This is a genomic window from Micromonospora sp. NPDC003197, assembly GCF_053590565.1.
The window spans coordinates 149,507-169,476 of sequence record NZ_JBSFTE010000003.1 but is presented as its reverse complement, the minus strand read 5'-3'; the positions used below and the strand labels follow the sequence as shown (position 1 = coordinate 169,476).

Below are 19,970 nucleotides of genomic sequence, written 5' to 3'. Positions count from 1 at the left end.
CGAGCCTGGCCGGCTCGAACGGGTCCGGCCCGAACCTGGGCGGCTGGGGCAGGGCTCAGCCGGCCTGCTTCTGCTGGCACGGTACGCAGAACCGGGCGTGCGGCAGGATCTCCAACCGTCCGGTCGGGATGCTCCCCTGGCAGCGCTCACAGATGCCGTACGTCCCTTCGGACATCCGGCGCAGCGCCTGCGCGGCGTCGGCCACGCCCTGCCGGGCGGAGGCGATCAACCCGTTGAGGGTGTCCCGGTCGTAACCACCGAGATCGGGCTGCCGGCTGAACACCGTCAGCTCGGTCAACTGGTCAGTGTGGGCCTTGAACTGCTCTTCCAGGGTGTCGCGGAACAGCTCGGCGGGGTTGTGCACGGTGCTGGTCACGTACCTGGTCCTTCCGACGTAGGGGAGGAGTCCACGTCCGCAACGACGTGACTCGGAGACGATGGGATTCCGGCTGGTCAGCCGAGAGCGGGGTGGCGGACCGCTGCCAGTGCGGCACGTCCGGCGCCGGTCACCGCCGAGCTGAGCGGCTCGGGTACCCGGCGTACGGGTACGTGCAGGTCGGCCGCCAGACGCCTGGTCAGCCTGGCGGTATTGGCACCGCCCCCCACCACCAGCACGGCGCTCGGTGGCGTCGTCGGTCGTCGGCCGCCAGGTTCCGGCTCCAACTGCGCGACCAGCCGGGTGACGATGTCGGCGAGCAGGTCGGCGCTGACCCCCAGGTCCAGGTCTCCGGTGCCCAGATCTACCCGACGTGCGGCAACCACCCGGTTGTTTGCGATCATCGCCACCTCGGTCAACTGCTCCCCGATGTCGACGACCAGCAGCACACCGCTCGCCGCGCCGGCCCCCATCGCCGCCGCCAGCACGGTGTCGAGCAGCAGGATCCGGGCCGGGGCGAACGCGGCGGTCAGCACCTGGCGGAGCCGGGCCTGATCGTCCGCAGTGGTCAGTACCGGCCGGCAGGCCACCACGACCGGGGGGCCTGCCGGCCGGTCGTGGTGTTCTTCGAGTAGTCGGGTGAGGAGGGCGACGCAGCCGGCATCGTCGACGATCCGGCCCCGACGCAACAGCGGCACGGTCCGTCCGAGGGCCGCGCTGGTGGCGCTGGCGGTGCGTTCACCGTTCTCGGCGGTCCAGACCCGAGCCTGACCACTGCCCAGGTCGACGGCGATCGCGGCCGGACCGGTGGCGGTGATCGCGGCCGGACGGGTGTCGGTGTCGGGTTCGGACAGCTGTGCTGCGACGGACGAGCGTCGGCGAACGGTCGAGCCGGCCCGCTCCGGGCTTGCCGTACTGATCGTCATCACCGCCTCCTCGCTGGCTCCGGTACGACGTCTGCATTTGGACATCGAAGTTCCAGCGTGCGCCCTGGCACCGTTTGCGACACGGGCTGCCTGCGGCGAACAATGGCCCCGCTCTTTGCCGGCTGTCGGCAAAGAGTGCCCCCGGCGATCCCGGAATTACCTGCACAGCGTGGCGATTTCCTGACCGTACGACTATGGTGGCCGGACTCATGGACGGCTGAGCGGGCAACGCCCCGCCCCGACCACCGTCGACCTGCGAAAGAACCTCGACTGTGGGTAGCAGTCCCTGGCTGATCTGCGTGGAAGGAGCGCTGCGATGCTCGGCCCTGGTGTGTACGCCCGTCCCGGCGTCCCGCATCCGCTGGCTATCGACCTGGGTACGGCGAATGTCCGGATCTGGACGCCGGCGGCCGGCTCGGTCATCGACGAGCCGACGGTGGTGGCCTACGACTCAGCGGGGGTGGCCCGTGCGGTGGGCCAGGCGGCGCTGACGCTCGCCAGGTCCGGCGGGGTACGGCTGGTCCGTCCGATCCAGGACGGCGTGATTGACGACTTCCGGGCCTGCGTACACCTGTTGCAGGCGCTGATCACGGCCAGCGCACGGCCGGCTGGCGACGTGTCGCCGGTGCTCGTCGGTGTGCCCGCCACCGCCACCCTGTGGCAGCAGGATCTCCTCACCGCCGCCGTGGGCCGGGTGACCGGGGGTCGGGTGGTGGCCGTCGAGGAGCCACTGGCTGCTGCCCTCTCCTGCCGATCGAGCCTGGACACCAGCAACGACGTGGTGGCGGTGGACCTGGGACAGGGGCGTACCGAGGTGGTCCGGATCACCGGGGGCACGGTCACCGCTGCTGAGCGGGTCGGCCCGGGCAATCTGCTCGACCAGGTACCGGCCATTGCGGCTACGGTACGGCAGCTGACCTGTGAGTCGGCCCGACTGGGACACCGACGCCTGCTGCTGCTGACCGGCGGGGGCGCGGCCGGCCCGAATGTGGCCTCGCGGCTCGCAGCCCTCACCGGTCGGATCGTGACGATGCCTGTGGACAGTCGGCTGGCCACCATCCGGGGCCTACGTCTGTTGATGACCGCCTGACTGACTGACGGCCGGCCGGCCGGCGCGTTACTGCGCCCGCCCGGCCGGCCGGGTGTTGATGGTCAGGCTCCGTGCTTCTGCTGGCATGGCACACAGAATCGGGCGTGCGGCAGGATCTCCAGCCGCTCCCGGGGAATGTCGCTTCCGCATTTCTCGCAGCTGCCGTACCGGCCTTCGGCGATTCGGCGCAGCGCCTCGGTGACCTGGCTGAGGCTCTGCCGGGTGGTGGCGATCAGCGCCGCCCGGGTGTGTGCCTCACCGGAATCTCCCGCATCCGAGGTGAGCTCGGTCAGTCGAGCCGTTTGCGTCTCGAACTCACTGGTCAGCGAGGCACGCAGATCCTTGATCCAGTCACGCTCGGCGGCGCTCTGGGTGTCGGTGCTCATGTTGTCCCCCAAAAAGAAAAAGGCCGGAGCTAATAAGCTCCGCCCTGGTGGCCGTGTCTGCGTGTCACGCGACCACCGGCGGGCTACGGCCGGCTGGGATAGGGCTCGGCAGCCCGTAGGTCGCGGAGGCGCTCCGCGGCGAGTCGGCGGGTACGACGTAGGTGTCGTCGCCGGTGGTGGCAATGTGGATGGAAACCGCCCGGCGAGCCCCGGTCGACGGCAGAACGGCAGCCAGTTCCGGCGCCCGAACGGCAGCCAATTCCGGTGTCAGCGCAGCGGCCAGCTCCGGTGTCGCTGCGGCGACCCCGGTCGGCTCGAACTGCACCACCCGCTCCATCCGGACACCATAGGGCCCGAACCAGCCGGAAACCAATGCATTGCCCAGGGAACCTCAGATACCCCGGAAACAGTCGTTCCGCTCGGGCCGAAGCTGCCCCGCGCTGATCGACCAGGGCCGGGTGTCGGCCCGGGCCGCAGTAGTCAAAGCCTGGTCAGCGGCTATGGTGACGCCGTGGTCGCCCACGGTCGGTCCTGCGATGTACGCCCGCCCAGCTGCGGGTGTGGGACCGTGACCGCTCGCCACCTGCCGCTGGTCGTCGTCGCCACCACCACCGACCGCCCCGAGACTCCGGCGCGGATCGTCGGCGCCTCGGCTGGGACCGGACGTCGCCAGGGTGGTACGCCACTCGTCGCCCCACCGCGCGCGCCACGCCCCGGTGACCGGGGGCCGCCCGCCCGTTAGTACGAGTTTGGTCGATCTTCCAGGCGGGCGGGGTGCGACAGCACTCCGCCCTTCGTCTTGTCACCGTCGTTCGGAAGGAACCCACTGTGCGGACCGTGCCCAGAAAGGGCGAACTCGGCGTGCTGCGGATGGTGTTGGAGGAGCAGTACGAACGCCACAGCACCCAGTTGGAGCTGCTCGGCCGGCAGGCCGGCAACAGCCGCTGCCAGGGCGGCGACGTCGACACCGCTGCCGCGTTGACCGCCGCGTCCCGACAGGCGTTGGGCGACATCGCCCGAGCCCTGCACTATCTGGATCATGACGGCTACGGCTGCTGCGAGCGGTGTCGTATGGAGATCCCGATCGAGCGCCTGGCCCGGCAGCCGACGGCCCGATTCTGCACGTCCTGCGAACCGTGAATCGGTGGGTCCGGAGCATCTCGCCCATCAGGCGATCGGCAAAACCGCAGCACGCTGAGTAAGCTGGGGCAACTCCGCCCGGCCCGCCGGGCGACCCCTCTGCCCCTCACCCCGAAACGCCCAATGTGCGCCTAGATCACGAACGAATCATCCGCGATGTCGTGGCCCGTCTTTCCCGGGCGACGAGTGTGCTGGCGGCATGCCAGGCAACGGTGGCCGCCCTCGGTCAGCGTACGCCTGCCCGGATCTCCGTGCTGCTGCTAGTGCGCGACCAGCTCCGGTGTGTCTCCGCCACCGGCGCGTGGCAGGTTCCGTCCGGTGTCGCCCCGGGAATCGGTGCGGTGGGCCGGGTCTACGTCTCGGGCAAGACTGAGACCGTCTTTCCCGAGCCCGATGATTCCGATCATCTTCTGCTGCCACCCGGCGCCACGGCACAACTGTGCGCCCCGATCCGGGACTCCGCAGGTTGCCCGATCGGGGTGCTGGACCTGGTGTGGAGCAGCCCGGTCGACCTCGATCAGTGGCCGGACAGCGTCGAACGGATCGCCACCACCCTCGGCGTACGCATCGAGCAGCTCGGGGGCGCTCCGGTGGAGAGTCGCAGCGAGCGGACGCTGCGGCACAGCACCGCGCTGACCACGGCGGTCACCGAGCGGGAGTTGGCGATTGCCACCACCGAGGCCGCCCGCGACATCGCCGGATTCTCCGCAGCGATCCTCGTGCTGACCCGTACCCAGGGGCTGTGGGTCGGTCCGGCGACCATCCCGCTGGGCGTACTGGAGGCCCGGGTCCGTGCGGGGCTGGCCGAGGCCGGCCAGCCGGCGTTGGAGCGCATCCATTCCTGGGCCCACCGGTACGGTGCCGCGTGCACCATTGGCGACGCGCCGCCGTCGGGAGCTGGTGCCGACTACGCGGCACCACCGCTGCCGGCTGCCGAAGCCGGGTACGCGCCGCTGATCGCGGCCGGAGTCGGCACGTTGATCATCGTCCCGTTCGGGAAGCCGGAGACCGGCGGGGTGTTGCTGGTGGCAGACGAGCGGCAGGTCAGCCCGGAGTCGAGCACACTCGGGCTGGTCGAACTACTCGCTGCCCAGGTCTGGGCCTGTCTGGATCGGCTGAGCAGTTTGGCGAAGCTGCACGAACTGGCCACCTCCGACCCGTTGACCGGGCTCCGACACCATGGGCCGTTCGGGGAGCGGATCGCCGCCGCCACGCCGGGGCGTACCGCGCTGCTCGCCATCGACGTCGACGACTTCAAGGTCATCAACGACACGTACGGACACCAGGTCGGCGACCAGGTGCTGGTGGATCTCGCCCGAGCGTTGGAGGCCGCGCTACGTCAGGGCGACGAGCTGTACCGGATCGGCGGGGACGAGTTCGTCGCCGTCATCGAGGTGGCCCGCCCGGAGGAGGCGGTGGGCATCGCCGAGCGGCTGGCCGAGGCGGCTCGACGGATAGACCGGACGATCAGTGTCGGGGTCGCGCTACGGCACGACGGGGAGCCACCCGAACTGACGCTGCGTCGGGCGGACGAGGCGCTCTACGGCGTCAAGCGGGAGGGCCGCGACGGCGTCCGCCTAGCCCCAGCCTGACCGGCAACCGGCAAGCAACCAGCCGCCAGCGGCCAGCAACCAGCCGCCAGCGGCCAGCGGCCAGCGGCCAGCCGGCCCAGTCTGATCGGCAACCGGGTGCGCCGTCGCTGGGTGCACTGTCGCCGGGGTCAGCGGGCCGAGAACTCGGCGGCGAGCAGTTCGGCGATCTGGGCGGTATTCAGGGCCGCCCCCTTGCGCAGGTTGTCACCCGTGACGAAGAAGTCGAGCGCCCTCGGGTCGTCGACCGACCGCCGGATCCGCCCGACCCACGACGGGTCGGTGCCCACCGCGTCGATCGGCATCGGAAACTCACCGGCCGCTGGGTCGTCCACCAGGATCACGCCGGGGGCGTTTCGCAGCGCCTCCCGGGCGCCTTCGGCGTCCACCTCGGCCCCGAAGACGGCGTGTACGGCCACCGAGTGGGCGGTGACCACCGGCACCCGTACACAGGTGGCGGAGACCTTGAGATCCGGCAGACCGAGGATCTTGCGCGACTCGTTGCGCAGTTTCAGCTCCTCCGACGACCAGCCGCCGTCAGCGAGCGAACCAGCCCAGGGAACCACGTTGAGCGCCATCGGTGCGGGGAACGGCCCGAGGTCGTCACCGACGGCCTGCCGTACGTTGCCCGGCCGGGAGCCGAGCACCCGGTCGCCGGCAATCTTCGAGAGTTGGTCGTGCAGGGTGTCGACGCCGATCTGACCGGCCCCGGAGACGGCCTGGTAGGAGGCGAGGACCAGCTCACGCAGGCCGTACTCGCGGTGTAGCGGGGCAACCGCCACGATCATGGCGAGGGTGGTGCAGTTGGCGTTGGCGATGATCCCCCGGGAGCGGTTACGGACCTGCTCCGGATTGATCTCGGGTACGACCAGCGGCACGTCCCGGTCCAGTCGGAACGCGCCGGAGTTGTCGACCACCACGGCACCGCGCGCCACCGCCACCGGCGCCCACTGCGCGGAGACCTCGTCGGGCACGTCGAACATGGCCACGTCGACGCCGTCGAACGCCTCTGCGGTCAGCTCCTGGACGGTCAGCTCCTCGCCCCGGCAGCGCACCTTTCGACCCGCTGAGCGGGCCGAGGCCAGTAGCCGGATCTCACCCCAGACGTTCTTGCGGGCGGAGAGCAGTTCGCACATGACGGTGCCGACGGCACCGGTCGCTCCGACAACGGCGAGGGTGGGCTTGGCCATGGGGAGCTACCTCCCGGTTCCGCCGTAGACCACGGCTTCGTCTTCACCACCGAGGTCGAATGCCTCGTGGATGGACCGGACTGCCAGGTCGAGGTCGGTGTCCCGGCACACCACCGAGACCCGGATCTCGGAAGTGGAGATCATTTCGATGTTGACGCCGGCATCAGCGAGCGCGGCGAAGAACTTGGCCGCCACGCCCGGGTGGGACCGCATCCCGGCCCCCACCAGCGAGACCTTGCCAACGTGGTCGTCGAAGAGCAGGCCGACGAAGCCGACATCCTTCTGGATCTTGCTCAGCGCCGCCATCGCGGTCGGCCCGTCGCCCTGAGGCAGCGTGAAGGAGATGTCGGTACGACCAGCGCTCTGCGGGGCGGGCACCCCGGTCGACACGTTCTGCACGATCATGTCGAGGTTGATCTCAGCGCCCGCTACCGTCTCGAAGATCCGCGCGGCAGCCCCCGGCTCGTCCGGAACGCCGACGATAGTGATCTTCGCCTCGCTCCGGTCGTGGGCGACCCCGGTGATCAGTGCTTGCTCCACGGGAAGGTCCTCCATCGATCCGGTGACCATGGTGCCGGTGTTGGTCGAGTATGACGAGCGCACGTGAATCGGCAACCCGGCTCGCCGCGCGTACTCGACGCTGCGCAAGTGCAGCACCTTCGCGCCACAGGCGGCCAACTCCAGCATCTCTTCGTACGTGATCTGCTTGATGTGACGTGCGTTGGGGACGATTCGGGGATCGGCGGTGAAGACCCCGTCCACGTCGGTGTAGATCTCGCAGACGTCGGCGTTCAACGCCGCCGCCAGCGCCACCGCGGTGGTGTCGGAGCCGCCCCGACCCAGGGTGGTGATGTCCTTGGTGTCCTGCGAGACGCCCTGGAAACCGGCGACGATCGCCACCGCCCCCTCGTCGAGGGCGCTCTGCAACCGGCCGGGAGTGACGTCGATGATCCGGGCCCTGCCGTGCACCGAGGTGGTCAGCACCCCGGCCTGGGAACCGGTGTAGGACCGCGCCTCGTAACCGAGGTTGTGGATCGCCATGGCAAGCAGCGCCATCGAGATCCGCTCTCCGGCGGTGAGCAGCATGTCCAGTTCCCGCCCGGCCGGCAACGGACTGACCTGATGTGCCAGGTCGAGCAGTTCGTCGGTGGTGTCGCCCATCGCGGAGACCACGACAACCACGTCGTCGCCGCCCTTGCGGGCCGACACGATCCGCTCGGCCACCCGTTTGATCCGCTCGGCATCGGCGACTGAGGAACCGCCGTACTTCTGCACCACCAGTGCCACGACCGGCCACTCCCTCCGACGGTTCTGAGCGTGCCAACGCCGCCGGTCTGTAGCCGGCGGCGCCGTATGAGACCTCCTCAGGGTATCGGGCGGGTCTCGGCACCGGAGTCTGTGATCCCACCATCCGGCCTGAGCCAAACAACGACACGCCGAGCCACGACAGGGTGGGTAGCCGTACAGCGAGGCGCGATCACCCGGACAATGGCGGGGTGCGTCCCGGTGCCGCCCTTTCCTCCCCCACTCGCCGTGGTGTGCTGTTTGCTGCCCCTCGTGCCCACTTCGCCAGCCGCGTCCGGCACCTCCTCGGCGCTGTCGCGCTCGGCCTACCGGTCCTGTTGGGCGGTTGTACGGCAGACGAACCGCCGCCCGCACCGACGACCACCAGCGACGCCGCTTCGGCCCCGGCCAACGAGGCGCGGGCGCAGCTCGCCGCTCTGGCAGCGGCGGCTGCGGACCGCCACCTGGTGGCCTCCTACACGATGACCGTCGCCGAGCGACCGAACCGTACGGTGGTCGTCACCCACGCTGCGGATCGCACCTGGCGGGTCGACATTCCGGGTGGCGCGCTCGGTGGCACCGCCGACATCTCGATCGTCCAGACCGCCTCGGGCATCTTCCAGTGCGCCCTTCAGTCGCCGCAGCGGCCGGAGCCGACCACCTGTGTCCGGGTCGCCCCGCCGAACGGCCGGATCGCCAGCAAGATCGATCCGCGCGTGCAGCATCTGTTCACCGACTGGCGCAGCGTGCTGATCGACCGGCAGGCACCATTGGCCGTTTCGACCAGTCGACCGCTACCCGGCACCCGGGGCACCTGTTTCTCGGTCGACTCGACCTCCGCGTCGCTCGCCGCACCGCTGGATGTCGGCATCTACTGCTACGACGCCGACGGCACGCTGACCGGGGTCCGCGTGGCGTTCGGCACCCTTGTCCTGGCCGGTACGCCGAGCCCGGCCCCGCCAACGGTCACGCTGCCCGGACCGGTGGTCGACGGGGAACCGCTGGGGATGACCGCACCGCCGACGCCGTCGGCTTCGGCGGAGGTGTCACCCACGCCCGCTGGCTGACCGCCCCAGCATCAGCTCCGTCCCGGTACGAGTGCAGTTAGCCACAATTGGCATGTCCGACTCGCTCACAATTCCCCCGATACGGCACACTCGCTGTAGCGCAATCCCACTTACTGGACGGGATTTTCCAGATCTTGTCGTAACCACCTAGGGTCACCATTGTCATGTGGCAGGCGCTCCTCCTTCTGTGCCGCGACGAGGCCCATCCGGCCGGCACCTCGTCGCGGAGTTGACGCGCGCCGTCCAGCACACACCGGTCGACCTCCGTACGACCACCAGATGCACCTTCTCGGCAGCGACGCCGTTCAACGCTCACCCACATGACCACGGGAGATCTCCCCATGGCGCACCCAGCCGCCTCCACCGGCACTGAGCCCACCACGCCCACCGGCACAGATCCCATCGCTACGCAGCGGTCCAGCCAGATGCCCTACCAGCGCTACCAGCCCTACCACCGGCAGTTCCCGGTCGACCTGCCGGACCGGCAGTGGCCGAGCCGGCAGGTCGAAGCCGCCCCCCGCTGGTGCGCGGTCGATCTGCGCGACGGTAACCAGGCCCTGATCGACCCGATGTCCCCCGAGCGCAAGCGGCGGATGTTCCAGCTGCTGGTCCGGATGGGCTACAAGGAGATCGAGGTCGGCTTCCCCTCGGCCAGTCAGACCGACTTCGACTTCGTCCGTCAGCTGATCGAGCAGGACCTGATCCCCGACGACGTCACCATCCAGGTGCTCACCCAGTGCCGGGAGCACCTGATCGAGCGGACGTTCGAGTCGCTCCGGGGTGCCAAGCGGGCGATCGTGCACTTCTACAACTCGACCTCGACCCTGCAACGTCGAGTGGTCTTCGGGTTGGAGAAGGACGGCATCACCGACATCGCCACCCAGGGTGCCCGGCTGTGCCAGAAGTACGCCGAGATCCACACCCCGGACACCGACATCTACTACGAGTACTCGCCCGAGTCGTACACCGGGACCGAGCTGGACTACGCGCTGGAGGTCTGCTCGGCGGTGATCGACGTGATCGCCCCGACCCCGGACCGCCCACTGATCATCAACCTGCCGGCGACCGTCGAGATGGCGATGCCCAACGTCTACGCCGACTCGATCGAGTGGATGAACCGGCGGTTGCCCCGACGGGACAGCATCATCCTGTCGCTGCACCCGCACAACGACCGGGGCACCGGCGTCGCCGCCGCCGAACTGGGCCTGCTGGCCGGTGCCGACCGGATCGAGGGCTGCCTGTTCGGCAACGGTGAACGCACCGGCAACGTCGACCTGGTCACGCTGGGCATGAACCTCTTCTCGCACGGGATCGACCCGCAGATCGACTTCTCCGGCATCGACGAGATCCGGCGGACCGTCGAATACTGCAACCAACTGCCGGTGCACGAGCGCCACCCGTACGCGGGTGACCTGGTCTTCACCGCCTTCTCCGGCTCGCACCAGGACGCCATCAAGAAGGGCTTCGACGCGCTGACCGCCGACGCGGCCGCCGCCGGAGTGCCGGTCGACGAGTACGCCTGGGAGGTGCCGTACCTGCCGATCGACCCGAAGGACCTGGGCCGGACGTACGAGGCGGTCATCCGGGTCAACTCGCAGTCCGGCAAGGGCGGCGTCGCGTACATCATGAAGGCGGAGCACCAGCTGGACCTGCCCCGACGGCTCCAGATCGAGTTCTCCGGCGTGGTGCAGCAGCGCACCGACGCCGACGGCGGCGAGGTGGATCCGGGTCGGATGTGGGACATCTTCGCTGGCGAGTACCTGGTCGACCACCAGGCGGACCCGAAGGTCTCGCTGGTGGGCTACACCACCGCCACCGTCGAGGACAAGGTCGAGATCAGCGCCGAGCTGGACTTCGCCGGGGAGCGCCGGTCGCTCTCCGCGGTCGGTAACGGTCCGATCGACGCGTACGTCAACACCCTGCACACCCTGGGCATCCAGGTACGGGTGCTCGACTACGCCGAGCACGCCATGTCCTCCGGCGGTGACGCCCGAGCTGCGGCGTACGTCGAGTGTGAGGTCGACGGTCGTACCGTCTGGGGGGTCGGGCTGGACGCCAACATCGTCACCGCCTCGATCCGTGCGGTGACCAGCGCGGTGAACCGGGTACGCGGCTGACGTCTGCCGTGGGTGGTGTCGGCACGACGCCGGCACCGCCCACGTTCGTCCCTACGCACGCTCATCGCCCCGCCTCGCGGGTCGGGCCGTGGACCAGCAAGGCCGCCAGGACCGCGCCGACCAGCATCAGGCCGGCACACCAGTACATCGCCGCCCGAAAGGCCGCCGTGAACTCGGCGGGTACGCCGTAACCGTGCTCGGAGAGGCCGACCAGCAGCGGTAACGCCGCCACGGCGAGCAGCCCACCAGCCCGGGATGCGGCATTGTTGGTGCCGCTGGCCACCCCGGCGAACCGGTCCGCCACCGCGCCCAGCACCGACGCGGTCAGCGGGGCGACCACCAGGGTCATCCCGAGTCCGAACAACGCCACCCCGGGAAACACCTCGGTCCAGTACGGTGCGTGTGCGTCGATCCCGCGCAGCAGCAGAAACCCGACGGCGGCCACCAGCGGGCCCACGGTCAGCGGCAGACGCGGACCGATCCGGGTGGCCAGCGCCCCCGCCCGGGGCGAGCCGACCAGGAGCAGGATCGTCATCGGCAGGGTCGCCAACCCGGTCGCCAGCGCCGAGTAGCCGGAGACGGTCTGTAGTTGCAGGGCCAGGAAGAAGGTCAGGCCGCTCAGTGCCGCGTAGACGGCCACCGTGTAGCCGTTGAGTACGGAGAAGAGCCGACTGCGGAACAGCTCGGGTGGCAGCATCGCCGTACCGCCCCGTCGCCGCTCGACCAGGACGAACGCCACCGAGGCGACCACCCCGACCAGGGCCGCCGCCAGCACCGGAACCGATCCGCCGCCGTACTGCCGGGCCTCGATCAACGCGTACGTCACCCCGGCCAGGCCCAGCGCGCCGAGCAGTGCCCCAGCCAGGTCGAACCGGTGCCGCCGGTCTCTCCGCTCGTGTCGATCCTGCCGGTCGCGCCGAGCCTGCCGGTGGTGTCCGCCCGCCTCCGCTCCGGTTGTGTGGCCGGCACCCGGATCGCGGCTCTCCGGTATCCAGCGCAGTGCCGCGACCAGCACGACCAGCGCGAGCGGCACGTTCATCAGGAAGATCCAGCGCCAGGAAAGGGTGTCGATCAACCAGCCCGCAACGAACGGGCCGAGGGCGGTCGACACGCTGGCGAGCCCGGACCATGCCCCGATCGCCCGGCCCCGGTCGTCCGGGTGGAAGCTCGCCTGGAGCAGTGCGAGCGAGCCGGGGGTGAGCAGCGCACCGCCGATACCCTGAAGAACCCGGGCGATGATCAGCCACTCGATGGTCGGGGCGACCCCGCACAGCACCGAGGCGCCGGTGAACCCCAGTACGCCGAGCAGGAAGATCCGCCGGCGACCGAACCGGTCCCCCAGGCCACCGCCGAGTAGAACGAAGGCGGCCAGGGTAAGCAGGAAGCCATTGACCGTCCACTGTAGGCCGGCCGTGTCACTGTGCAGGTCGGCACCCAGATGCGGGAGCGCGACGTTGACCACCGTACTGTCCAGGAAGACCATGCCGGAGGCGAGGATCGTGGCGAGCAGCGTCCCCCGCCCCGCCGGCCCGTGCAGGCGCAGCGGCGCGGCGGGCTGGTTCATGTCTGCCAATCTGCCCCTCGGGACGTGGCTAATCACACGAATTGCCAAAACCCGCGCGGAGATGCTGTGCCTCCGGGCGAAAACCGCGCAAGCTGGATGGGTGCCGTTCTCTCGTACCAAATCAAGATCTTGGCGCACGACGGTGGCCGCGCTCATGACGGCGGTCGCGCTCGGCGGGGTCGCCGGTTGCGCCGTCTCGGACGAGGAGCCGTCCGGACCTGCCAGCCCGTCCAGCGGCGGCGGGGACGCCACCGCGCAACTCGCCCAGCTCAAGGTGGCCAAAGAGGGCACGATGAGCGGCTACAGCCGGAAGAAGTTTCCGCATTGGCGCAAGACCGGTAAGAACTGCGACGTCCGCGACAGCGTGCTTGAGCGGGACGGCACCGACATCAAGCTCTCCGGCTGTAACGTCGTCGGCGGCCGGTGGAACAGCGTGTACGACAACGCCAGCTTCACCGATCCGTCCGATGTGGACATTGATCACACCGTACCGCTGGCCAACGCCTGGCGCTCCGGCGCAGACGAGTGGGATGACACGAAGCGGGGCGACTTCGCCAACGATCTGACCCGACCGCAGCTACTGGCGGTCTCCGCCTCCTCAAACCGGGCCAAAGGTGACCAGAACCCGACCCAGTGGAAACCGGCGAATCGGGAACACTGGTGCAAATACGCCGAGAATTGGATCACGGTCAAGCACCACTGGAAACTTTCCGTTACGGCCGACGAGAAGGCCACCCTCTCCGACATGCTGGGGACATGTCGATGAGTCAACCCCCAACACCCGCCGGAGGCGACAAGAACGCCCCGGTCAGCCGTACCGCAGACATCACCGCCGGCCCCGGCGGGGTGATGACCGACGAGGTGGGCGTGATCACCGGTGACCTGACCCTGCGCACCGAGTACGAAGCAGGTCAGGTCACCCTGCACATCCAGTACAAGGACGCTGACGAATGGTACGTGGTGACCGGCGGTCGGGCCCCGCTGGCCGACCCGGCCAGTCTCGACGCGGTGCACACGATCGCCGTCGGTCTCCTCGACCGCCCCAAGGGCTGAGGTGTTAGGAAGGGCCCCTTCTTATCGCTTTTTGCATAAGAAGGGGCCCTTCCTAACACCTATGGCGTCACGGCGTCGGGATCAGCTCACCCGGATCACCTGGTGCGGCCGAGTCACTGGGCCGGACCAGCTCCGGTTCCACCTCGTGCGCCCGCAGCTTGCCGGCGGCGATCTCCTCGGCAAAGTGGCAGGCCACCCGGTGCCCGGTCGCCAACTCCCGCAACGCTGGCCGTTCATCGGCACACCTCGTCGGCTGGGCCCATGGGCAGCGGGTGTGGAACCGGCAGCCCGACGGCGGGTTGGCCGGCGAGGGCAGGTCACCGGCGAGCAGGATCCGTTCCCGACGGTCCTCGACCAGCGGGTCCGGCACCGGCACCGCCGACATCAGCGCCTTCGTGTACGGGTGCATCGGCGCCCGGTACAGGTCGTCGCTGGACGCCTCCTCCACCAGGCCGCCGAGGTACATCACCCCGACCGTGTCGGCGATGTGCCGTACCACCGCCAGGTCGTGGGCGATGATCAGGTACGTCAGCCCGTGCTCTGCCTGAAGGTCCTCCATCAGGTTGAGCACCTGGGCCTGGATCGACACATCGAGCGCGGAGACCGGTTCGTCGGCGACGATCAGGTCCGGCCCGAGGGCCAGTGCCCGGGCGATGCCGATTCGTTGCCGCTGGCCGCCGGAGAACTCGTGCGGATACTTACTCAGCGCCGAGGCCGGAAGCCCCACCGAGTCGAGGGCTTCCCGCAGCCGCTTCGCCGTCTCCGCCTTGTCCCCGGCGAGCCCGTGTGCCTTGAGCCCTTCGACCAGCAGGGACTGCACCGACTGACGCGGGTCGAGGCTGGACAGCGGATCCTGGAAGATCATCTGCATCCGCCGTCGGGCCAGGCGCATCTCCTCGCCCTTGAGCGCGCGCACATCGGTACCGTCGAAGATGATCTCGCCGTCGGTCGGCTCGACCAGCCGCAACAACCCCCGGCCCAGCGTCGACTTGCCGCAGCCCGACTCGCCGACCAGCCCGTACGTCTCACCGGCCCGGATGGAGAGGGAGACCCCGTCGACCGCGTAGACGTAGCCGATAGTCCGGTCGAAGAGCATACCGCTCTTGATCGGAAAGTGCACCTTCAGATCGCGAATCTCGATCAGCGGCGTGTCACCACTCGGCTCGCTCATGCTGCCACCTCCTGGCGGACCGGGTTGTTGCAGCGGAACTGGCCACCCCGGGCGGTCGGCTCCAGCTCTGGCGTACCACCCACGCAGGCGTCGACCACCCGGTCGCAGCGGGGCGCGAACGCACACGCCTCCGACCAGGGGACGTTGTCGGCGACCGATCCACGGATGGTGTGCAGCCGCTCGCCCCGGGGCGAGTCCAGCCGCGGCACCGAGTTCAACAACCCATGGGTGTACGGATGCCGAGGCCGGGCGAACAGTTCGTGCCGAGGTGCCGTCTCCACCACCTTGCCGCCGTAGAGCACGTTGACCGTGTCACAGAGCCCGGCGACCACTCCCAGATCGTGAGTAATCATGATCAGGGCGGTGCCGGTCTCGTCGACCAGTTCCTTGAGCAGCGTCAGGATCTGCGCCTGGATGGTGACGTCGAGCGCCGTGGTGGGCTCGTCGGCGATCAACAGTCGCGGCTTGCAGGCCAGCGCGATCGCGATGAGCGCCCGCTGGCGCATGCCGCCGGAGATCTGGTGGGGATATTCGTCCAGTCGCCGGGTCGGGTCCGGGATGCCGACCGCGTCGAGCAGGTCCCGGGCCTCCCGTAGCGCCTGCTTGCGGTCCCGGCCCTGGTGCCGTTCGAGGACCTCCGCCACCTGCACACCGATCGGAATGACCGGGTTCAGCGAGGAGAGCGGGTCCTGGAAGATCATGCCGATCTCCCGGCCCCGCCGGTCCTGCATGGCGTCCGGGCGCAGCTTGAGCAGGTCGACTCCGTCGAACAGCACCTCGCCGCCGATCTTGTTGCCTCGCTTGGGCAACAAGCCCATGATCGCCAGGCTGGTGACGCTCTTGCCGCAGCCCGATTCGCCGACCAGACCAACGGTCTGCCCCGGCTCCACAGTGAAACTGACACCGTCCACGGCGGTGAAGGAGGATGCTCCGCGTCGGGTGAAGACGACGCTGAGATCCCGTACGTCGAGCAGGCTCATCTGACAACTCCCTCGTACCTGCCGTAGTCGCGCGCAATGCTCGCATTCATGGCACGATCACCGCCGGTTCTTCGGGTCGATGGCATCGCGCATGGTCTCACCGAGCAGCGTGAAGCCGAGCGCCACGATGATGATCGCAATCGCCGGGAAGTACGCCAGCTCAGGTCGTACCTCGAAGTAGCGCTGGCCGTCGACGCCGAGCATCAGGCCCCACTCGGCCCGGTTGATGTCCGGGTCGCCCAGCCCCAGGAAGGAGAGCGAGGCCGCCTCCAGGATTGCCACCGCGAAGGTGAGGGTGGCCTGCACGATCACTGCGGTCAACGAGTTGGGCAGCATGTGCCGCAGCACGATGGACCGCTGCCGTACGCCGAGCGCGCGGGCCGCGAGCACGTGATCGCTCTCGCGTTGCGCGAGCATCGCGCCGCGCAGCAGCCGGGCGAAGATCGGTACGTTGACGATGGCGACCGCGAAGATGACCGTCCACTGGCTGGACTTGCTGGCCACGGCGACCAGGGTGATGGCCAGCAGCAGGCCGGGCAGGGCCAGCATGACGTCGGTCAGTCGCATCAGGACCACGTCGACCCAGCCGCCGAGCGCACCGGCGAGGGCACCCAGCAGTACGCCGATCCCGAGCCCGATCAGCGTGGCCAGCACACCGACGAAGAGGGTCTGCTGCGCGCCGTGGATCATCCGGGAGGCGAAGTCCCGCCCCATCGGGTCCGAGCCGAGCGGGAACCCCTCCTGAGCACCAGGAATGTTGTCGACCCGCAGGTCCTTGGTCAGCTCGGGAAACCGCTCGACCGGGTCGTGCGGGGCGATCAGCGGCGCGAAGATCGCCACCAGGATGAAGAGGCCGACGATCACCGCCCCGACAATGGCCACCGGGTTGCGCCGCAGTCGACGAAATGCGTCGCGGAACAGGCTGACGCCGCCCGCGTCGGCGGTCGACTTGGCCAACGCGTCCAGCCGAGCCTTCTTCGCCTCGCCCAGCGTGGCGATACCGCCACGGTTCTGCTTCACAACCTGCTCACTGCGTTCGCTCATCGCACACGCACCCGGGGATCGATGACCGCATAGGAGAGGTCGACCAGCATGTTGATCGCCACGAAGACCAGCGCCGCGAGCAGGATGATCGCCTGGAGGATCGGGTAGTCGCGGCTACCGGTGATCGAGTCGGTGATCAAAGTGCCCAGCCCGCCCCAGTTGTAGACCTTTTCGGTCAGCACCGCGCCGGCCAGGAGCGCACCGGTCTGGAGACCGATCGCGGTCACCACGGGCAGCAGGGCGTTACGCAGGATGTGCCGACCCCGGATCGTACGGTGCCGCAGGCCCTTGGCCTCGGCGGTGCGTACGTAGTCCTCGTTGAGTACGTCGAGCACGCTGGCCCGGGTGATCCGCACGATGACCGCCAGCGGAATGGTGGCCAGCGTAATCGCCGGCAGCATCAGGTGCCACAACGCGTCGGCGGCGGCGTCCCACTCTCGAGTTAGTAACCCGTCGAGTACGAAGAAGCCGGTGACCTGTGTGTTGTCGATGCCGGTGGTCATCCGGCCGGACGGCGGGAACCAGTGGATGTCCTGGGTGAAGACGTCCTTGAGCAGGTAGCCCAGGAAGAAGATCGGGATGGAGATACCGAGCAGCGTGCCGGCGATCGTCAGGTTGTCCAGGAGCCGGCCCCGGTACCGGGCGGCGAGATAGCCCAACGGGATTCCCAGGCCAACTGCGATGAGCATGGCGGCCAGGGCCAGTTCGATGGTCGCCGGGAACGCCCGTCCGATGACCTCCGTCACCGGCTCGCCGGTCCGGATCGAGTTACCGAAGTCTCCGGTGACCAGTCTCTTCATGAACCGGCCGTACTGGACCCAGATCGGCTGGTCGTAGCCGAGCGCCTTGGTCAGCAGCGCCCGCCGCTCAGGGGTGGCCCGCTCACCGAGCAGCGCGTCGACGGGGCCGCCCGGAAGACTCCGAAGCCAAATGAAGATCAGCGCGGATAGCGCGATCAGGGTCACCACCATCTGTAACAGACGGCGAACTATGACTCGCAACATCTTTCACACCAGGATTCTTGAGTGCCCGAAGAGGAGGCCCGGGCCGGGTTGCACACCCGACCCGGGCCACTTCCTTCGCGGTGACTGGCCGCTGGTTACTTCGCCGGAACGGTGACCGTGTCGAACACCTCGGCGGTCAGCGGGCTGGCAACCAGACCCTTGACGTCCTTGGTGACCACGATCGCGGGCGGGGCGTGCCAGACCGGGACGGCCGGCAGCCACTTCGCGGCGATGTCCCGGTTGACCTGCTCCCAGGCGGCCTTCTTGGCGGCCTCGTCGACGGTCGCGTCGGCCTTGGCGATGGCGTCGAACATCTCGGTCATCGACTGGTCGCCGAACTCGATCTTGCCGCGGCCGAAGAACGTGCCGACGAAGTTGCCCGGGTCGTTGTAGTCGCCGGTCCAGCCCAGGATGTGCAGGTCATGCTTGCCGAACTGCTGGACGTCGTCCTTGAAGCCACCGTTCCACGGCCGGGGAACACCGTTGACCTTGATGCCGACGGCCTGCAGGTCGTTGGCGAGGACGGTGAAGATCTCCTGCGGGTTCGGCATGTACGGCCGGGTGACGTCCGGCGGGTAGTAGAAGTTGAGCGTCAGCCCCTCGGCACCGGCCTCCTTGAGCAACTGCTTGGCCTTGTCGGGGTTGTGCTCGTACTTCTGCACGTCCGGCGCGTAGCCGAGGACGGTGTCCGGCATGAACTGGTCGGCCACGCTGGAGCCGCCCGGGGCCTTGGTCTGCACCAGCTGCTGGCGGTTGAGCGCGTAGGCGATCGCCTGCCGCACCCGCAGGTCCTTCAGCTTCGGGTTCTTCTGGTTGATGCCCAGGTAGAGAATGTTGAAGGAGGGCCGGTTGAGGACCTGGTAGCCCTCGTCAGCCAGCGCCTTGCGGTCGGCCGGCGCCGGGAAGTCGATGGCGTGGACGGTGCCCGCCCGCAGCTCCTGCTTCCGGGTGCTCTCATCCTTGATGATCTTGATGATGACCTTGTCGACCTTGGCCTTCTCGCCCCAGTAGTCGGCGTTCCGGTTCAGGACGATCTCGTTCTTGGCCTTGTCCCAGCCGCCGAAGGTGAACGGGCCGGTGCCGACCGGGTGCTCGTTGGCGTACGCGCTGTACTCGAACGAGTCGCCGTTCTGGACGACCTTGTCGGCGTCATGCTTCTTCAGGGCGTCGGGGCTGGAGATGGAGAGCGCGGTCAGCGCGAAGGCACCCGGGAAGGCACCCTTGTACTGGTTCATGGTGATGACGGCGGTGCCGTCGTCCTTGGCCTCGCACTTGTTGTAGACCGGCTGGCCGGCGGTCTCCACCTCGTTCTTGGCGAACCCGCCGAAGACGTCGCCGTAGTAGATCATCTGGCTCTGGGCGGCGGCGCCCTTCATGTTGTACCAACGGTCGAAGTTGAAGCAGACCGCGGCGGCGTTGAACGGCGTACCGTCGTGGAACTTCACACCCTTACGGAGCTTGAAGGTCCAGATCTTGCCGGTCGGGTCGTGCTCCCAGCTCTCCGCCAGGCCACCTTCGAGGTCGGCCGTGCCCGCCTTGTGCGACACGAGCGTCTCGTACATCTGCCGGATCGGCCGAAGCGACTCGCCATCGTCATTGAAGATCGGATCAAAGTTCTTGGGGTCACCAGTACCCGCGAAGATGAAGGTGCCCCCCGCCTTGGCCCCACCACTGTCGTTGTCCCGACCACTTTCCGCACAGCCGGCCGCACCGGCTGCCAGGACGGCAACGGCCGCGACGGCAACCGCCGTTTTGAGCCTTCTTGCCTGCATCTCTCACCTCTGTCATGCGCGTTGACCAACGCCGGCTTCTTGGCACGGTCCGTGAGCGGCACGCTAGTGGTCACAGGCACCGAAACGGAACGGTCGTTCGCGAATCTCTATCAAGCCGACACCTAGCAACGAAGATGCAACGGGGTCGGTATCGACTCGACAACGATCTGTCATAACCGCAGATGGAGAGAACGCCCAGGTGGGGCGGGATTTACCT

The 19,970-nt window shown here is 68.5% G+C and carries 20 protein-coding genes; 8 read left to right on the top strand and 12 right to left on the bottom strand.

Translation table 11 applies throughout. The features are described 5' to 3' along the window. Window positions 1-55 precede the first annotated feature (55 nt). Together ACWDV4_RS04795 and ACWDV4_RS04790 are read right to left on the bottom strand one after the other, a co-directional pair. On the bottom strand, window positions 56-376 hold the full coding sequence (locus ACWDV4_RS04795) for a TraR/DksA family transcriptional regulator (RefSeq protein ID WP_449974901.1): 321 nt from the start codon (window positions 374-376) through the stop codon (window positions 56-58). A 77-nt stretch (window positions 377-453) separates the two neighbouring features. Next, window positions 454-1,302, bottom strand: a complete 849-nt coding sequence (locus ACWDV4_RS04790) for a rod shape-determining protein (protein WP_449974900.1) — start codon at window positions 1,300-1,302, stop codon at window positions 454-456. 316 nt (window positions 1,303-1,618) lie between these two features. Here ACWDV4_RS04790 and ACWDV4_RS04785 point away from each other — a divergent pair, with 316 nt between their 5' ends. Then, window positions 1,619-2,392, top strand: coding sequence for a rod shape-determining protein (locus ACWDV4_RS04785; protein ID WP_449974899.1), 774 nt, complete (start codon window positions 1,619-1,621; stop codon window positions 2,390-2,392). A 62-nt stretch (window positions 2,393-2,454) separates the two neighbouring features. Here the strand turns inward: ACWDV4_RS04785 and ACWDV4_RS04780 are convergent, their stop codons facing one another. Together ACWDV4_RS04780 and ACWDV4_RS04775 are read right to left on the bottom strand one after the other, a co-directional pair. Then, the gene (locus ACWDV4_RS04780; protein WP_449974897.1) at window positions 2,455-2,778 is read right to left on the bottom strand and encodes a TraR/DksA family transcriptional regulator; all 324 of its coding nucleotides are present in this window, start codon (window positions 2,776-2,778) and stop codon (window positions 2,455-2,457) included. Window positions 2,779-2,842: 64 nt separating this feature from the next. Continuing rightward, a complete protein-coding gene (locus tag ACWDV4_RS04775; protein ID WP_449974896.1) occupies window positions 2,843-3,115 on the bottom strand; it encodes a hypothetical protein in 273 nt (90 codons plus the stop codon). A gap of 231 nt (window positions 3,116-3,346) precedes the next feature. Between ACWDV4_RS04775 and ACWDV4_RS04770 the strand changes: the two genes are divergently transcribed. The 3 genes from ACWDV4_RS04770 to ACWDV4_RS04760 all read left to right on the top strand — a co-directional run bounded on the left by ACWDV4_RS04770 (window position 3,347) and on the right by ACWDV4_RS04760 (window position 5,510). Then, the gene (locus tag ACWDV4_RS04770) at window positions 3,347-3,520 is read left to right on the top strand and encodes a hypothetical protein (protein ID WP_449974894.1); all 174 of its coding nucleotides are present in this window, start codon (window positions 3,347-3,349) and stop codon (window positions 3,518-3,520) included. A 95-nt stretch (window positions 3,521-3,615) separates the two neighbouring features. Beyond that, a complete protein-coding gene (locus ACWDV4_RS04765) occupies window positions 3,616-3,918 on the top strand; it encodes a TraR/DksA C4-type zinc finger protein (protein ID WP_449974893.1) in 303 nt (100 codons plus the stop codon). 125 nt (window positions 3,919-4,043) lie between these two features. Beyond that, entirely contained in the window at window positions 4,044-5,510 is a 1,467-nt protein-coding gene (locus ACWDV4_RS04760) for a diguanylate cyclase (protein WP_449974892.1), read from the top strand. A gap of 128 nt (window positions 5,511-5,638) precedes the next feature. Here ACWDV4_RS04760 and ACWDV4_RS04755 read toward each other — a convergent pair whose 3' ends face one another. Continuing rightward, window positions 5,639-6,697 carry an aspartate-semialdehyde dehydrogenase gene (locus tag ACWDV4_RS04755; protein ID WP_449974891.1) on the bottom strand — a complete coding sequence of 353 codons (1,059 nt, stop codon included), beginning with the start codon at window positions 6,695-6,697 and terminating at the stop codon, window positions 5,639-5,641. Between the two features lie 6 nt (window positions 6,698-6,703). Then, window positions 6,704-7,984, bottom strand: coding sequence for an aspartate kinase (locus tag ACWDV4_RS04750; protein WP_449974890.1), 1,281 nt, complete (start codon window positions 7,982-7,984; stop codon window positions 6,704-6,706). Between the two features lie 209 nt (window positions 7,985-8,193). Between ACWDV4_RS04750 and ACWDV4_RS04745 the strand changes: the two genes are divergently transcribed. Beyond that, window positions 8,194-9,048 (top strand): hypothetical protein, encoded by an 855-nt coding sequence (locus ACWDV4_RS04745; RefSeq protein ID WP_449974888.1) that lies wholly within the window; start codon window positions 8,194-8,196, stop codon window positions 9,046-9,048. 320 nt (window positions 9,049-9,368) lie between these two features. Next, entirely contained in the window at window positions 9,369-11,165 is a 1,797-nt protein-coding gene (leuA, locus tag ACWDV4_RS04740; RefSeq protein ID WP_449974887.1) for a 2-isopropylmalate synthase, read from the top strand. A 61-nt stretch (window positions 11,166-11,226) separates the two neighbouring features. Here leuA and ACWDV4_RS04735 read toward each other — a convergent pair whose 3' ends face one another. Further along, the gene (locus ACWDV4_RS04735) at window positions 11,227-12,729 is read right to left on the bottom strand and encodes an MFS transporter (RefSeq protein WP_449974885.1); all 1,503 of its coding nucleotides are present in this window, start codon (window positions 12,727-12,729) and stop codon (window positions 11,227-11,229) included. Window positions 12,730-12,883: 154 nt separating this feature from the next. Here ACWDV4_RS04735 and ACWDV4_RS04730 point away from each other — a divergent pair, with 154 nt between their 5' ends. Beyond that, window positions 12,884-13,495 carry an HNH endonuclease family protein gene (locus tag ACWDV4_RS04730; RefSeq protein WP_449974884.1) on the top strand — a complete coding sequence of 204 codons (612 nt, stop codon included), beginning with the start codon at window positions 12,884-12,886 and terminating at the stop codon, window positions 13,493-13,495. Further along, a complete protein-coding gene (locus tag ACWDV4_RS04725) occupies window positions 13,387-13,782 on the top strand; it encodes a hypothetical protein (RefSeq protein WP_449975140.1) in 396 nt (131 codons plus the stop codon). The genes ACWDV4_RS04730 and ACWDV4_RS04725 overlap by 109 nt, the downstream gene beginning before the upstream one ends. Before the next feature lie 67 nt (window positions 13,783-13,849). Here ACWDV4_RS04725 and ACWDV4_RS04720 read toward each other — a convergent pair whose 3' ends face one another. The 5 genes from ACWDV4_RS04720 to ACWDV4_RS04700 all read right to left on the bottom strand — a co-directional run bounded on the left by ACWDV4_RS04720 (window position 13,850) and on the right by ACWDV4_RS04700 (window position 19,753). Beyond that, window positions 13,850-14,953 carry an ABC transporter ATP-binding protein gene (locus tag ACWDV4_RS04720; protein ID WP_449974882.1) on the bottom strand — a complete coding sequence of 368 codons (1,104 nt, stop codon included), beginning with the start codon at window positions 14,951-14,953 and terminating at the stop codon, window positions 13,850-13,852. After that, window positions 14,950-15,933 (bottom strand): ABC transporter ATP-binding protein, encoded by a 984-nt coding sequence (locus tag ACWDV4_RS04715; protein WP_449974880.1) that lies wholly within the window; start codon window positions 15,931-15,933, stop codon window positions 14,950-14,952. Before ACWDV4_RS04715 ends, ACWDV4_RS04720 begins: the two co-directional genes overlap by 4 nt. A 57-nt stretch (window positions 15,934-15,990) precedes the next feature. Next, on the bottom strand, window positions 15,991-16,977 hold the full coding sequence (locus tag ACWDV4_RS04710) for an ABC transporter permease (protein WP_449974879.1): 987 nt from the start codon (window positions 16,975-16,977) through the stop codon (window positions 15,991-15,993). After that, window positions 16,974-17,981, bottom strand: coding sequence for an ABC transporter permease (locus ACWDV4_RS04705; RefSeq protein ID WP_449974878.1), 1,008 nt, complete (start codon window positions 17,979-17,981; stop codon window positions 16,974-16,976). The genes ACWDV4_RS04710 and ACWDV4_RS04705 overlap by 4 nt, the downstream gene beginning before the upstream one ends. Before the next feature lie 95 nt (window positions 17,982-18,076). Next, window positions 18,077-19,753: an ABC transporter substrate-binding protein gene (locus ACWDV4_RS04700; RefSeq protein ID WP_449974877.1), complete on the bottom strand. Its 1,677-nt coding sequence runs from the start codon at window positions 19,751-19,753 to the stop codon at window positions 18,077-18,079. Window positions 19,754-19,970 lie beyond the last annotated feature (217 nt).